We start from the raw sequence: 15067 nt of genomic DNA, 5'->3' as shown, positions 1-15067 counted from the left end.
TGGCTCATCGGCCGCTCCGGGCCCCGGGCCGGACGGGGGCCGACTGCTCGGTCAGCAGCGGATGGTGGGCTTCGAGATGTTCGATCACCCGGTTCTGGTGCCGTTGCAGACGCTGCCCCGGAAGGTGTTCCAGCGAGTGCAGGAACGGGTCGTACGGGGCGGGGAGACCGGCGATCGCGCTCGCCGTGCTCAGCACCAGCGTCGGCTGGTACCAGGCCGAGTAGCCGCCCTCGTGGGCGAAGACGATCCTTCCCCCCGTCAGTTCGCCGGCGAGACGGCACATCATCGAGGTCATGGCGTGGAGCGTGCGGCTGGTGCACATCATCCGGCCCATCGGATCGTGACCGCCCGCGTCGACGCCCGCCGCCACCAGGATCAACCCGGGCCCGAACGCCCGGGCCGCGGGTTCCACGACGCGGCTGACGACCGCGAGGTACGCCTCGTGTCCGCTGCCCGCGGGCAGCGGCACATTGAGTGTGCTGCCCGCGCCCGCACCGGCACCGGTCTCCATGACGAGGCCGGACGCCGCCGGGAACAGCCCGTCCTGGTGGATGGAGATGTACAGCACGTCGGGATCCTCGTAGAAGACCCGCTGGATGCCGTTGCCGTGGTGCACGTCCCAGTCGAGGATCAGCACCCGGCGCACCCCGTGGCGCTGCGCGGCCCGGGCGGCGATGGCCACGTTGTTGTAGAGGCACAGTGCCATCGCCCGGTCGGGTTCGGCGTGGTGTCCGGGCGGCCGCACCAGGCAGTAGGCCCGGTGGAACCGCCCGTCCAGGACATCCGTGGTGGCCTGCGCACAGGCCCCGGCGGCGAGCCTCGCGGCCTGGGCGCTGTGGTAGTTCACCTGGGCGTACACGCCCGCGTCTCCCGCGCCGATCGCCGATGCCGCCTCGACGCGTTCGATGTGCTCCGGTGTGTGTACGAGCCGCAGGTCCTCGTCCGAGGCGGGCGTCGGTGTCACGGCGGTGAACCGGTCCATGACACCGGACGCCCTGACCAGACCCTCGGCCCGTCTGAGGTCCGGGTCCACGGCGAACTGCCTCAGCGGCTCGATCCCGGGCCCGACCGGTACGTATCCCGAACCGGGCCCGGGGTCGTGCCAGAAGCAGAGCTCATGGCTGTACCACGCGGGGTCGGGAGTGCTCACGGTGCGGACACACCCAGCGAGGCCCGGCTGATCCCGGAAACCTGCTCGATGTACCGCAGGTAGTACTCCCGCTCCTCGTCCGGGGTGCGCTTGGCCCGGAAGGTGGTCCCGAGCAGTTCCAGCACCTCTTCGGCCTCGTCGGAGGTGAGCCGTCGCTCGCCCACTTCCTCCTCGACGGCACGGATGCGCGTGGCCGGCTCCACCACACCCTTGGCGTGTTCGCCCGGGTCGGTGCCGTGGTTGCGGGTCGAGGCGATGGTCTTCAGTACGGCGGAGAAGAACGCCGCGGCGTCGATGTCGGTCATGTCCAAAACCCCCTGAGAGTCATGTGGTTCGTCGAGAGCAGGTGCTGTCGTACTGCCACTGAAGAGGCCTGGTCGCCGGTCAGGAGATGAGGCCGCAGGACCGGCCCGCCTTCTCCAGCGTGGCCACCGCCGTGTCCAGATCGGCTTCCGAGTGGCTGAGGTTGACGATCGTCCGCAGGCGCGGCAGTGTCCGGGGCACCGCCGGATAGACGATGGGCTGCACGAACAGCCCGTCGAGCTGGCAGAGCCGGGCCATGGCGATCGCCTGCTCGGCGCTGCGGCAGACGACCGGCACCACCGGCGTCTCACTGGCGAGCGTGTCGAAGCCAAGGGCGCGCAGCTGCTCGCGGTACCGGGTGGTTCTGGCCCGCAGCTCGCGGGTGAGTTCGGGGGCGGCCGCCATCACCTCGATCGCCGCCTTGGCCGCCGCCACCTGGGCCGGAGTCGCGGCGGCCGAGAACATCCAGCCGCGCGCGTTGTTCTTCAGCGCGAAGACGAGGTCGCGCGATCCGGCGACGTAACCGCCCGCGCTGGGAACGGTCTTGGACAGCGTGCCCATCTTCACGTCGACGCGCTCCGGGTCGAGGCCGGCGTGTTCGGTGATGCCGCGCCCGGTGTCACCGAGCACGCCGAGGCTGTGCGCCTCGTCGACCATCAGCGGGGCGCCGTAGCGCTCGCACAGCTCCACGATGCCCGGCAGGTCGGCCACGTCGCCGTCCATGCTGAAGACGGCGTCGGTCACCACCAGCCGGCCCGCGTCACCCGCCTTCTTCAGGGCTCGCTCCAGGTCGGCCAGGTCGTTGTGCGCGTACGTGATGACCTCGGCCCCCGAGAGCCGGTATCCGTCGAGGATGCTGGCGTGGTTGTACACATCGCCGATGATCACGTCGCCCGGGCCGACCAGCGCGCCCACCGTCGCCACGTTGGCCATGTAGCCGCTGGAGAAGACGATGGCGTCCTCGGTCCCGAGGAACCTGGCGAGCGTCAGCTCCAGTTCGCGGTGCAGATGCAGGGTGCCGGCCAGGAGCCGCACGCCGTGGGCGCCGGTCCCGTGCCGCTCCACCGCGTCCAGGACCTGCTGGTCGATGTAGTCGTGCCCGATGAGTCCCAGGTAGCTGTACGAAGCGAAGTTGAGGAACCAGCGGCCGTCGAACCTGATCCGGGCGCCCTCGGCCCGCTCGATGACGGGCTCGTAGAAATACTCGTCCCGGGCGACCACGAGACGGTCCTCCGCCGAGAGCGCGTCGATGCGCCGGTCGAGGAAGGTGCCGTCGCTCCGGGGGGACAGCCGGCCGGGCAGGGTGCGACGGGGTATGCGCCCCGCGGTGCGGGGTGTCACGGGAACCGTGGAGGTGGGTGCGGGGCTCGGGGCCGGGCTTTCCGCGGGCCGTGGGGGCGCCGCCGGACGGTAGCGGTCCCAGTCGGGGACGAAGGAGTCGGCGACGGTACCCGCGGGAGCGGGTGCCGCGGGGTCCTCCCGCGGAGCCGGTGCCGGGGAGGCCGCCGGTTCGGGCGTCCGGGCTGATGCGCCGTCCGCGGGTTCGCCGACCGCACCGCCCCCCGCCACCGCCGAGTCGAGATGGCCGAGCAGGGGGCGGATGCCGCTGTGCTCGAAGAACACCATGGGGTCGACGTCGAGTCCGTCGCCGGACAGGGCCGCGGCCAGCTCGACCGCCATCATCGAATCGAGGCCCAACTCCAGCAGGTCGTCCTCGGGTGTGACGTCGTCGACGTGAAGAATCTTCTGCACAGCGGTGGCGAGCGGCGGCCACAGCCCGCTTTCCGGTGTGACGGTGGTCATGGGTTCACCCTTCGCTTGCGCGGCGGCGGACAGGACGTGGTTCGTGGGGGGACGGCTGAGGGCCGCGTGCAGCAGGGCGACGCCGTCGTCCGCGGTGAGGGCCGGGATGCCGTGCTCGGCGGCCCGCACGGCGATGTCCTCGCCCATGCCGACGGTCCACAGGCCCCAGGCGAGGCTGTACCAGGGCTCGCCGTCGGCGCGTTTGCGGGCTGCGTAGCCGTCCAGGTAGGCGTTGGCGGCGGCGTAGGAGCTCTGGCCCAGGTTGGCGCGTACGGCCGATATCGACGAGAACAGGACGACGAAGTCCGGCCGGTCGTGCGCGGCCACCAGATCGGCGATGGCGTGCACCCCACCGATCTTCGGGCCGAGGACCTCCGCCACCTGGTCCGGTGTCAGGCTGCGGGCCAGGCCGTCGCGCAGCACTCCCGCGGTGTGGAAGATCCCGTCGTAGCGCGCGGCGCCGTCGAGCACAGCGGGCAGGGAGCGTACGTCCGCGGCCACGACATCCAACTCGCAGAGCGTGGAGAGCCGGTGGATGCGCCGCCTGGCTTCTTCACGGTCCGGCACGGTCCTGCCCACCAGGGTCAGATGCGCGCAGCCCTCCGCGGCCAGGAACTCCGCCACCCGCAGGCCGATGGCGCCCATGCCGCCGGTGATGAGGAAGCGGCCGCCGCGGAACCGGGCCGGCCGGCCGGTGGCAGGCTGGGCCGGTTCGAGCGAGGGCGTGTACCAGGATCCGCCGCGCCGGACGAGTTCCGGCTCCGCGTGTCCCAGAGCGTCGGGCAGCGGCGCGGCCCGGCCGCCCCGGGTGGAGCCGGGTTCCAGGTCGACCAGGCGCACGGTGGTGCGGGGATGCTCCACGCGCAGCGTGCGGCCCAGGCCCCACAGCGCGGTCATGAAGGGGGCGACGGACTCCTCCCCCGTGACCGAGTGGGCCGCCGTGGTGACGATCAGCAGGTCCGGCATCGGGGGACGCGCCGCGAGTCGGCGTACGAGGGTGAAGGCGCCCTGGAGTGCCCCGGTCGCCTGTGCCTCGGTCGTGATGTCCTCGGGCGCGACGTACACCACCTCACACACGGGGCCGTCGGCGAGCGTGGCGTCGAGACGCTCCGCGGTCAGCTCGCCGAGGGCCAGCCGTACGACGGGCCGGTCCTGCGGTGCCGGCAGGTCGTGCGCGGAGACGAGCAGCGTGACACCGTCGGAGGACGGCGGTGCGGCGGTCGGCTCGGCCTTCCGCCAGGTGACCGTCTCCATCGGGCCGGGGGGCCGTAACACCGCTCCGGGGGGCGGCGCCTGAGGCCGCTCCCGCGCCTCGGACACCGGGGCCTTGAGGGTGATGCGTTCGAGTTCGAGCAGTATCTCCCCCTGTTGGCTGCACACGGTGGCCCGGCCGCGTACGGCACCACCGGCGCCGCCCGGCGGCGTCGTCTCCCGCTCGACCAGGGCCAGGACCGTTCCCGTGATCGGGCGGCGGGCCACGACCCGGCCGATGTACCAGGGCAGGCGCATCCCGGCCGCTCCGGCGTCGAGCATGCCGAGGAGCTGGAGGACGCCGTCGAGCAGCGGGGGCGGTAAGAAGCCCGCCCAGCGCAGGTCGTCGGAGGCGCGCAGGACCGCCAGCATCCGGCCCGGCCCGCGGGACACGGACCGGATCGCCTGGAAGGCCGGCCCGTAGGTGATGCCGCTGGCGCGCCGCCACCCGGCCACCTCCGCCAGCGGGACACTCTCGGTACAGCCCGCGCGCAGCCCGGCGACGTCGAGGTAGCGGGGCGGCGGCAGGGGAACGCCGTGGCAGTGGGCCGTGCTGTACTCGACCGGCCCGTCGGCGTCCGGCGAGCGGACCGAGCAGTGGCCGTCCTCGGTCATGACGCCCACCAGCTCGATGTCCGGCCCTGCCACCCGCAGCGGTCTGCGGAAGGTGACATGCCGCAACGTCCACAGGCTGCCGGGCCGTCGGTCCTCGCAGGCGCGGAGCATGACATCGACCTGGGTCGCGCCCGCGATGACCGGGGTGGCCCCGATCCGGTGGTCGCGGACCACCGGATCGGTAGCGCCGAGGTGGAACCGGACGCCGCTCATGTCCGCAGATCGAATCGCTCGGTGGCCTTCACCAGGCCGTTGACCTGAATGTCGACGAGGTGTTCGCCCGGGTAGTACTTCCGGGTCTGCACCTCCTTGATCGGGTGGGACTTCCGCAGGCTCCGCCGTTCACCGGCCTCGAGCTCGAGGGTCGTGAGCTTGAAGACCTTGGGGATGCTGCGGCCGTTCTTACGCATGTGGTGGACGACGTAGTCGACGGTGACGCTGTGGGCCCGGTCGTCGGTGTTCTCGATCTCGAAGTCGATGACGAGCGTGTCCCCGACGGCCACCGACCCGGGGGTGACGCGCAGGCGGGACGCGTGGACCCATTCGCCGCCCGTCGCGCCGAGGAGGGCCAGGGCCTGCTGGTCGCCCTTCTTCACCAAGGTGCGCAGCCCGTGCCTGACGGTCCAGGTCGTCTCGGCGGTGGGGCTCTCCTCCAGCCATCGCAGCGCGGTGGCGAGGGCCACGTCGGGGGTGTCCTTCGAGATGTCGTTCAGGTTGTTCGCGACGGACTTGCGCACATACTCGGAGGGGTCGCTGCGCAGGGGTTCGAGGATCTCCAGGACCGGCTGCGGATCCTTGACGAAGATGTCCAGGGTGCGGGCCCAGGGCAGGCGTGGCCGGACCCCCTCGCTCGCCAGACGCCGCACGTTGTGGCTCGGGCTGTGGGCCCACCGCGCGACGCGTTTCATGGTCGGCTCGTAGTGGCGCTCGATGTAGGGCCGGATCGCGTACTCGCCGGTGTGCCGCTTGGTGATCTCCTCGATGGCGTCGAGGGACAGCTCGGGGTGGTCGAGACCGTACTCCTCCACGAACCTGGCCACCGGCATCAGATACCAGCTGGCGTTGAACATGCCCTCGCCCTCGGCGAGTTCCTCGCCGAGAATCGACAGCAGGATCGAGACGGCACCGGGGTAGTCCTGGGGCAGCCGGGCGCGCAGGCCCTCGGTCAGGACGAGAACGCGGTCCTTCAGTTCCTTGTCCGGGATGCGCCGCTCCACCTCGGCGGCGTAGCCCTCGGCGTCGAAAGCGGGGTGCGCGGGGCGGATCATCCCACCGAGGAGGTGTGCCGCCTCGCCGTTGAAGTGTCGCTTCAGTCCGTACTCGCTAGCCATGATGCTGGTGCCTTTTCCTGTCGTCGGGACGTGTGCCGGCCGTGGCGTCCGGGGTGTCCCGGGCGTCGGCCGGGATCCAGAAACGCTGTCGGTGGAACCGGTAGGTGGGGATGGTGGTGGTGCGCTGGTGTTTGCCGTGGTGGAGGCCGGTCCAGGTCAGGTCCGCGCCGGTGTGGTTGTGGTGGGTCGTCAGGGCCGCGTGGAGCTGGGCCTGGTCACCACGGTCCCGCCGGAGCGTGGCGATCCACGCCGGTTGAACGCCCGCGCCCCCCTCTGCGAGCGTGGCGCGGGCCAGGGGGATGAGCTGCGGGTGCGGCCCGATCTCCCACACGGTGTGCGGACGCGCCTCGCCCAGGGTGGTGACGGCCTGGCCGAACCGGACGGCCCGGCGGATGGCCTGGGCCCAGTGCCGGGGGTCGGTGGCGGTGTCGGGGGTGTGCCAGGTACCGGTGAGGGTGTTGGCGAAGAGGATCACCGGCGGGGTGAGGGTGGTGGCGGCCACGACATCGGCGAACGGGGCCACGGCTCCGTCCATCAGCGCGGAGTGGAAGGCGTGGCTGACCGCCAGCGGCCGCACACGTGCGGAGGTCTCGCTCCGAAAGCGGTCGATGTCCTGCGCCGGCCCGCTGATGGTCTGCATGCGCGGCGCGTTGTAGGCGGCGATCTCGATGCCGGGATACGGCTGGAGCGCGGCCATCAGGGTGTCGGCGTCGGTGTGGACGACGGCCATGGCCCCGACGGCGGGCTGCGCCTGCATCAGCCGGCCGCGCACGGCGGTCAGCCGCAGCAGGTCGGGCAGCGTGAGCACGCCGGCTGTCCAGGCCGCGGTCAGTTCACCGAGGCTGTGCCCGGCGACCACATCGGGACGGATGCCGGCCGCCTCCAGCCAGCGGACGAGGGCGACCTGCACGCTGACGATGCCGATCTGCGCGTACCGGGTCCGGTCCAGCAGGTGTTGGGCGTCTCCGTAGAGCAGTTCGAGCAGCGGGACGTCGGTGTGCGGAGCGACGAGTTCGGCGCACTCGTGGAGCGCGCCGCGGAAGTGCGGCTCGGTGGCGAACAGCCCCTTGCCCATGTCGGGGTACTGGGAGCCCTGCCCGGTGAAGAGGAACGCGGTGGGCGTCGTCCCGCCGGTGTGCCGGGTCGCCGGGGTGGTTCCGGCGGCGACGGCGGCGAGCCGGGTGGCCAGTTCTTCGGCGGTGGCGCCGTGGACGGCGACCCGGTGACGGTGCACCGCCCGGGCGGTGTTCGCGGTGTGGGCGAAGTCCCCGAGCCGTTCCTCGTCCGTGGCGGCCACGTGGTCGGCGTAGGCGCCGGCCAGGGCTCGCAGGGCGGGCTCGCCGGCGGCGCTGATCCGCACGATGTGGCTGTCCTGCGTGAGAGGTGCCCGGCCGGACGTGGCGGGTGGCTCCTCGACGATCACGTGTGCGTTGACTCCGCCCATCCCGAAGGCGCTGATCGCGGCGCGCCGCGGGCGGACGCCGCGCGGCCAGGGCTGTGCGCGCCCGGCGAGATAGAAGGGGGTGTCCTCGAAGCGGATGTGGTCGTTGGGGCGCGTGACATGGAGCGTCGGCGGAATCCGGTCGTGCTCCATGGCCAGCAGGGCCTTCACCAGGCCCGCGAGGCCCGCAGCTGGCTCCAGATGGCCGATGTTGGCCTTCAGCGACCCGATCGCACAGTACTGGGAACGGCCCGTGTGCGTGCGCCACGCCCGCGTCAGCCCGTCGATCTCGATCGGGTCGCCCAGCCGGGTGCCGGTGCCATGGGCCTCGACCAGCTCGATGGTCTCCGGGGAGACGTCCGCGTCCCGCAGGGCGGCGGCGATGACGTCCCGCTGGGCCTTGGGGCTCGGTGCGGAGTACCGGGTGGTCCGGCCTCCGTGGTTCACGGCCGCGCCCTTGACCAGGCCGCGGACGCGGTCGCCGTCCCGCTCGGCGTCGTCGTACCGCCGCAGCACCACGGCGACGGCCCCTTCGCCCGGCACGAACCCGTCGGCGGTGTTGTCGAAGGCGCGGCAGCGGTGCCGTGGTGACAGTGCCATGAGATCGCCCATGGAGCGGAAGTACTCGGGGCTGATGGCGGCGTGCACGGCTCCGATCACCGCCGTGTCGATGTCTCCGGCGCGCAGATGCTGAAGGGCCGAGTGCACCGCCACGAGCGAGGAGGAGCACAGGGTGTTGACGACGGTGCTGGGACCGTGCCAGTCCATCAGATAGGACAGCCGGTTCGCGATCATCGCCTCCAGGCCGAGCCCGCGCCCGTCGGGGATGCCATGGCGCGCCCGCTCCTCGTGGTAGTGGTCGTGGCTGTAGGCGATCCACAGGCCGGTGACGCTGCCCTCGGCGCGCTCGCCGACACGACCGCCGTCCTCCAGGGCTTCCCAGACCGTCTCGTAGACGATCCGCGCCTGCGGGTCGATCAGCGGGGCTTCCCGGGGCGAGATGCGGAACGGCGCGGGATCGAACTCGTCCACGTGGTCCAGGAACGAGGCGTACGGCGACGGCTGGTCAGGCCGGCCCCAGCGGCCGTCCGGCAGTGGGCGTACGGTGTCCCGGCCTTCGTGCAGGAGTTCCGCGAAGTCGGCGAGGCCATCTGCTGTCGGCAGCCGGACGGCCGCTCCCACCACCGCGATGTCGCGTGGGCGGGGCGCGTGGTCGGCGGCCTGGCGTGCCGGGCCGGTCCGGCGGAGGGCCGGAGCCGGTACCGCCGGCTCCGGCTCGGGGGCCGGCGCCTCGTCGGCGGCACGGGACGGCTCGGCGGCCGGATCCTCCGGTGCGAGGGCGAGCTCCGGTGCCTCTCGCACGACGAACTCGGCGAACTGCCGGGGGGTCGGGTACTCGAAGAAGACCGTCGGATAGAGAGACATGCCTGTTTCCTGGGAGATGCGCTCGCTCAGCGACACCAGGCCGACCGAGTCGAACCCCGCGGACAGGAACTCCGTGTCGGCGTGTTCCTCGGCGGTTTCCGTCAGTCGCAGAAACCACGCGAGCACCCGCCCGGCATCCGACGCCTGGTTCGCCGGCTGATTCGTCGGCGCGGCGGCCCGGGGCGCAGTGGGAGGAGGCTCGGCGGGGACGTGGGCCGGTGGCGATGTCTCACTGTCCGCGTCGAACGCCTGCGCGGGCACGCGCTTGGACGACATGTCGGCGAACACGAGCAGCGGCCGGCCTGTCACGTCGGTGACGGTCTGGGTGACGCGACAGGCCTCGTCGTTCCAGAAGGCGATCTCCGTACGGACATACGCCGCGTCGTCCAAGGGCCCGTGGACATCAACCCGGCCGACGGAGAGCGGAATGAACGCCGAGGCGTCCGCCGCGCCGAACACCGGGTTGCCGGGGGCGATCGCGGCGATGGTGACGCTGTCGAGCAGCCCCGGGAACAGCTGGACACCGGACGGGTTCAGCTCCCGCTGGCGGCGGCCCTCGACGCGGGCGAGCGTGCCGCCGTCGGGCAGGCCGGCCACCCAGGAGATGTTCCGGTAGTAGCGGCCGTGGTGGTATCCGACCCGCCGCAACCATCGGTACAGGCCTGAGCCCGCGTGGACGTCGCAGCAGTCGTCCACCAGCGAGGCGACCGGCACGGCGGCGGGCTCGGGTGCGTGCTGTGTCAGATACCGGCCGGTGACGAAGGGCTCGCCGCTCTCGGCGTCCTCGACCGTGAACCCGCCCTGCCCATCGACCCGGCACACCACTCGGCGCGCCCCGGAGGGGATCAGCGGGCGGTGGAACAGGACGTCCCCGACTCCGTGGAAGGGCTCGCCGCGCACGGCGGCGCCCTCGCGCAGGAAGTCGAACCAGGCCACCCCCGGAAGCATGATCTTCCGGTGCACGGCGTGCTGGGCGATGGGGACCTCACCGGGTCCGAACACCCGGGAGAAGGTGTACCCGGCGGTTCCTTCGTCCGAGACGAGTTCCGTGGGCGTCCCGGGTTCGGCCGAGCGCTGCGGCTCACGCAGGTCGAGAGCGGGACCGCTCGGCTGGGCCACGGGCAGCAGACGCTTGTGCCAGGTGCGCCCCGCCTGGAACGCGGACCAGTCGATGTCCAGGCCCGCCGCGAAGAGTTCGGCGGCGATCGCGGCGAGGACCGCGGCCACGTCCTGCTCGTCGTGGGCCCGGGCCAGCCGTGCGCAGACCTCGCGGTCGCCGCCCCCGTCGTCCTCGGGTACGGGCGCCGCGTCGTCGTCACGCCTGAGCACGTCGGCCAGCGCCTGTTCCAGGGGGACGCGCCCCCAGGCGAAGTCCCGGACCACCTCCCATCCCGGGGGCAGGTCCACCGAGTCCTCCGGCAGCCCCAGGTCGCGCAGTGCCACCGCGACGGCGACTCCCTGGCTGATCCGGAGCAACTCGCCCGAGAAGCCTGCCAGCCGGGCGCCGGTCGCGGCCTCGAAGAGGCTGATGACCTCGTGCACGGCGGGCGTGGAGCGGTCGAGCACGGACAGCCAAGCGGCCGGCACGACTCCCGGGCGAACCCGCACTTCGGCCCGGGGCTGCCCGGATCCGGGCAGGTCGCCCCGGAGCAGCCACGCCCGCAGCGCGGAGGCCAGCTCGTCGGCGTCGGCGCCGGTGACGGCCATGCGCTCGCGGCGGTGCGGACGGGCCAGCCGTGCCGTGGCGCACACGTGGTCGAGGTCGCCGGCCACCGTGGGCAGGAACTGGAGCCACTGCGCCGCCAGTTCGCGCAGCGCGTACGGGCTGTCGGCCGACAGGGGCAGGACGTGGACCGTCCCGGGCGACGTGTCCGCCCGCGTCCGCCTCGACGGGGCCTGGGGCACGGCCTCGGCGACGACGTGCGCGTTGGTGCCGCCGAACCCGAATCCACTCACCGCGGCCCGGCGCAACGGCGCATCGGGCCAGGGGCGGTGGGTGGCGGGCAGATAGAAGGGGCTGTCGGACAGGTTGAGGCGGGGGTTGGGCGCGTCGACCGCCAGCGCCGGGATGACGCCCTCGCGCAGCATGACGACGACCTTCGCCAGTCCTGCCAGGCCCGACGCCGAGTGGAGGTGGCCGATACGGCGCTTGAGGGAACCGAGCGCCACGGCGTTCCGCGGAACACCGTGGCGGCCGAACACCTCCGTGAGGGCCCGCGCCTCGATCGGATCTCCGATGGCGGTGCCGGTGCCGTGCGCCTCCACGTACTGGACGGTGGCCGGGTCGATCGTGTCGTACGCCTTGCTCAACAGCTCCACCTGCGCGTCCAGGTTCGGTGTGGTGACACCCATGGTGGAGCCGTCGTTATTGACCGCCGCCACGTTGATCGCGCCCAGGATCAGGTCGTGGTCGGCCAGTGCCGCCGCCATCGGCTTGAGGACGAGCGCGACGGCCCCCTCCCCCGGCACATAGCCGTTGGCCTTGGTGTCGAAGGTCTGGCACAGGCCGTCAGGGGACAGGGCTCCGGTGCGCGAGAGCATGACGAACGTCAGTGGATCGATCAACAGGTCGACCGCGCCGACCACGGCCAGTTCACTGGCGCCGGCCGCGAGGCTCTGGCAGGCGAGCCACACGGCCGTCAGGGAGGAGGAGCAGGCCGTGTCGACGACCAGGCTGGGCCCCGACAGGTCGAAGCGGTCCGACAGCCAGGCGGCCATGAAGTTCTGCGACCGCCCCCACAACGCGGCGGGCCGGCCGGCGAGGTCCGAGGAGTCGGCCAGGCCACGTCCCTGGTCGAAGCCGTACCCGTTCATGCGCGCGGCGATGAACACGCCCGCGTTCAGCCGGCGCCGGGACCTGAGGTACCCGGAGTCCTCCAGGGCGCGCGCACCGACCTCGAGCATCATCCGCTGCTGCGGGTCGAGGTGCACGGCGTCCTCGGCGGTCAGGCCGAACGCCTCGTGGTCGAAGGAGAACACGTCGGGCAGGAAGGCGCCGCGGTGATGGGAACCCTGGTGAGGGCCGTCACCGAGGTACAGTTCGCGGCGCCATCGGCTGGGCGGGACGTCGTCGACCTCCACGTCGTGGCGCGCCAGCAGGTCCGTCAGGTCCACGACGTCCTCGGCGCCCGGGAGCCGTACCGACAGTCCGATGACGGCGATGCGGCTGTCCACCTCGCTCACCACAGTCCTTTCGTCGATGTCGTTGGTCATGACTCACCGCTCTCGGTCGCCGGTGAGCAGGGGACGCAGCAGGGCGCTCAGCGCGGCGACGCGTTCGTCGTCGGCAGTCGCCTGCCGGACCGGGGCGGGCCGGGGCGGGGCCGGCCGGGGCGGGGCGGGCTCCGCCTCGGCGGCGGCCGACGCGGTCTCCACGGTCGTGGCGAGCGCTGAGGCGAGGTCGTCGGCCGTCCGCGTCCGCATCAGCAGCGACGGATCGACGGTGAGGCCGGCCCGCTGTTCCAGGGCCGTGGCCAGTTCCGCGATGACCAGGGAGTCGAGCCCGAGCCCCCGCAGCGGGCGTTCGCCCGGGTCCTCGCCCAGCACATGGACGAAGGCATCTCGCACCGACGCGCGCATCGCCGCCCGGTTCCGCCCGGCCGCCGCCGGCGCGAGGATGACCGTGCGGATGTCCGTCATCGGGTCCGCCGACTCGGGCATGGGCGCGGGCGTCCGTCCCGGGAAGATCACCGCGCCGCCGGAGAGCACATGGTCGAAGAACGCGGCCTCCGCCTCGTCGGCGCCGACGGAGTGGGCGGCGGCGAAGGACGCGTCCGCCTCCATGCCGATGTCCGTCCAGTTGGGCCAGGCGTGCGCGGTGACGACGGTGTCGGAGTTGTTCTCGCCCTCGGCCAGGGCGAGTTGATAAGCGTTGGCGAGGCTGTAGTCGACGAGGCCGCGTCCGGCCGAGGCCTGAGTGCCGGCGATGGAGGACACCAGGACGGCGAAGTCTGCGCCCTGGTCCTTCGCCAGGCGTACGGCGTTGAGCGAGCCCGGCACCTTCGGGGCTACCACCTTGGCGGCGTCGTTCCAGGTTCTGCGGTGCATGGCCCCGAACGGATTGACCCCGCCGGAGCAGTGCACGATGCCGCGCAGCCGGGTCCAGCGCGATCCCAGCTCCTCGGCCACGGCGGCGAGGGCCGACGCGTCCGACACATCGCAGGGCAGGTACACCACCTCGGCGCGGCGCGCCAGATCCCGCAACACGGTGGACCGGGAGGCGTCGATCACGGACCTGCCGATGATGCCGATGCGCCGTGCGCCGCGGTCGATCAGCCCCTCGGCCAGGCGCCGTCCCACGGCGCCCAGTCCGCCGGTCACCAGGTAGTACCCGTCCGCGGACACCTCGTAGGGCGGGCCGGGAACCGCGCTGACCAGGTCCGGGATGTATCTGATGCCCCGTCGGTAGGCCGCGGCCGTGCCGGGTTCCGTGTCCCCGGGGCTGTGATACAGGGCGGCGTACTCGGCGGCGATCTGCCGGGCCCGGTCCTCGGCGGGGTCGGCGGGGTCCAGGTGGACGACCGCACACGGCTTGCGGCTCTCGGCGCAGGCGGCCGCTGCTGCCATGGCCATGGCAGCCGCTTCGGGCCGCAGCGCAGCACGTTCCCCGGGGTGTACCGCGGCACCGTGGTAGCCCGCCCGGAGCAGCCTGCCGTTCGGGGGCAACTCTGCGATGAGACCGCCCAGTTCGGACCAGAACGTGCTCAGGCCGAGCGGTTCGGCGGTCGGGGACGCGTCGACCACGATGACGGAGTCGGCGCGCTGCCCCGGCTCCGCGACGAGCGCTCCGCGGGCACGGAGTTCCACCGTGAGCGCGTCCCTGAGCACGAGGTCCGCGGTGACCAGGCGCACCACGCCGGATACCGCCGGGGTAACGGCGGGCAGTTCCCGGGGCCGCCACTCGACTCGTAGCGCCTCGGGGCTGTTCCGCGGTGGCGCCGATGCCGCGACGGGTTGCCTGTGCCAGTGCCAGTGCCGCTCGGAGGCGAAGGGATACGTCGGAAGGTCGGTGATACGCGCGCCCGGGGCGGACACCGCGGCCCAGTCCACGTGGGCGTACCCCGCTCGCACCAGGTCGGCGACGGCGCTGTGACGGTGCTGTTCCCCTTCCACGAGGGTGCCGTTGGCGGCGTGTTCGGCGGTCAGGTGGACGTCGGCGCGGGCGATCGGCACGCGGCCGGCGGCGACGGCGCGCAGGGCCGTCGCGAGCTCGGTGGCGTCGTGTCCGTGGACGGCCGTCTGGAACTCGAGCGGGGAGCGGCCGACATTGGCCGTGTGGCACAGGTCGGCGGTCTCCCACGCGTCGCGCGCGGTGTCGAACCGGTCGGCGTAGGTGGTGGCGAGGGCCCGTACCGCGGCCTCGTCCGCCCCCGTCACCCGCACCACATGACTGTCCTGCCCCAACACCCCCCGCACCGGAACAGCAGGCGGCTCCTCCACAATCACATGAGCATTCACCCCACCCATACCGAACGCACTCACCGCAGCACGACGCACCCCACCACCACGCGCCCACACCCACGGCCGATCCACCACAAAAAACGGCGTCTCCTCAAACCGAATGTGATCATTCGGCCGCCGCACATGCAACGACGCCGGAACCACCCCATGCTCCATCGCCAACAACACCTTCACCAACCCCGCCAAACCCGCAGCCGGCTCCAAATGACCAATATTCGACTTCACCGAACCCAACGCACAAAACTGCGAACGCCCCGTAAAACGACGCCACGCCCGCGTCAACCCCTC

Annotated in this window: 6 protein-coding genes; all 6 read right to left on the bottom strand. The window is 72.3% G+C overall.

Annotated features, from left to right (window positions below):
* Nucleotides 1–4: 4 nt before the first annotated feature.
* Nucleotides 5–1150, bottom strand: a complete 1146-nt coding sequence (locus ACZ4WQ_RS06940; RefSeq protein ID WP_398374031.1) for a class II histone deacetylase — start codon at nucleotides 1148–1150, stop codon at nucleotides 5–7.
* Nucleotides 1147–1455, bottom strand: a complete 309-nt coding sequence (locus tag ACZ4WQ_RS06935; RefSeq protein WP_311721821.1) for a hypothetical protein — start codon at nucleotides 1453–1455, stop codon at nucleotides 1147–1149. The genes ACZ4WQ_RS06940 and ACZ4WQ_RS06935 overlap by 4 nt, the downstream gene beginning before the upstream one ends.
* A 79-nt stretch (nucleotides 1456–1534) precedes the next feature.
* Nucleotides 1535–5335, bottom strand: a complete 3801-nt coding sequence (locus ACZ4WQ_RS06930; protein WP_398374030.1) for an aminotransferase class I/II-fold pyridoxal phosphate-dependent enzyme — start codon at nucleotides 5333–5335, stop codon at nucleotides 1535–1537.
* The gene (locus ACZ4WQ_RS06925; RefSeq protein ID WP_311721819.1) at nucleotides 5332–6453 is read right to left on the bottom strand and encodes a DNA alkylation repair protein; all 1122 of its coding nucleotides are present in this window, start codon (nucleotides 6451–6453) and stop codon (nucleotides 5332–5334) included. Before ACZ4WQ_RS06925 ends, ACZ4WQ_RS06930 begins: the two co-directional genes overlap by 4 nt.
* Nucleotides 6446–12532 (bottom strand): beta-ketoacyl synthase N-terminal-like domain-containing protein, encoded by a 6087-nt coding sequence (locus tag ACZ4WQ_RS06920; RefSeq protein ID WP_398374029.1) that lies wholly within the window; start codon nucleotides 12530–12532, stop codon nucleotides 6446–6448. The genes ACZ4WQ_RS06925 and ACZ4WQ_RS06920 overlap by 8 nt, the downstream gene beginning before the upstream one ends.
* A 3-nt stretch (nucleotides 12533–12535) precedes the next feature.
* On the bottom strand, nucleotides 12536–15004 hold the full coding sequence (locus ACZ4WQ_RS06915) for a beta-ketoacyl reductase (protein ID WP_398374028.1): 2469 nt from the start codon (nucleotides 15002–15004) through the stop codon (nucleotides 12536–12538).
* Nucleotides 15005–15067 lie beyond the last annotated feature (63 nt).

This window comes from Streptomyces sp. NPDC028305 (assembly GCF_055569495.1).
The sequence above is the reverse complement of the archived record's forward strand: the minus strand, read 5'-3'. Positions and strand labels throughout refer to the sequence as shown.

Bases quoted from the DNA above. Each gene is read 5' to 3' on its own strand.
- ACZ4WQ_RS06935 (WP_311721821.1), bottom strand. From the start codon at position 1,455: ATGACCGACATCGACGCCGCGGCGTTCTTCTCCGCCGTACTGAAGACC.
- ACZ4WQ_RS06930 (WP_398374030.1), bottom strand. From the start codon at position 5,335: ATGAGCGGCGTCCGGTTCCACCTCGGCGCTACCGATCCGGTGGTCCGC.
- ACZ4WQ_RS06925 (WP_311721819.1), bottom strand. From the start codon at position 6,453: ATGGCTAGCGAGTACGGACTGAAGCGACACTTCAACGGCGAGGCGGCA.
- ACZ4WQ_RS06920 (WP_398374029.1), bottom strand. From the start codon at position 12,532: ATGACCAACGACATCGACGAAAGGACTGTGGTGAGCGAGGTGGACAGC.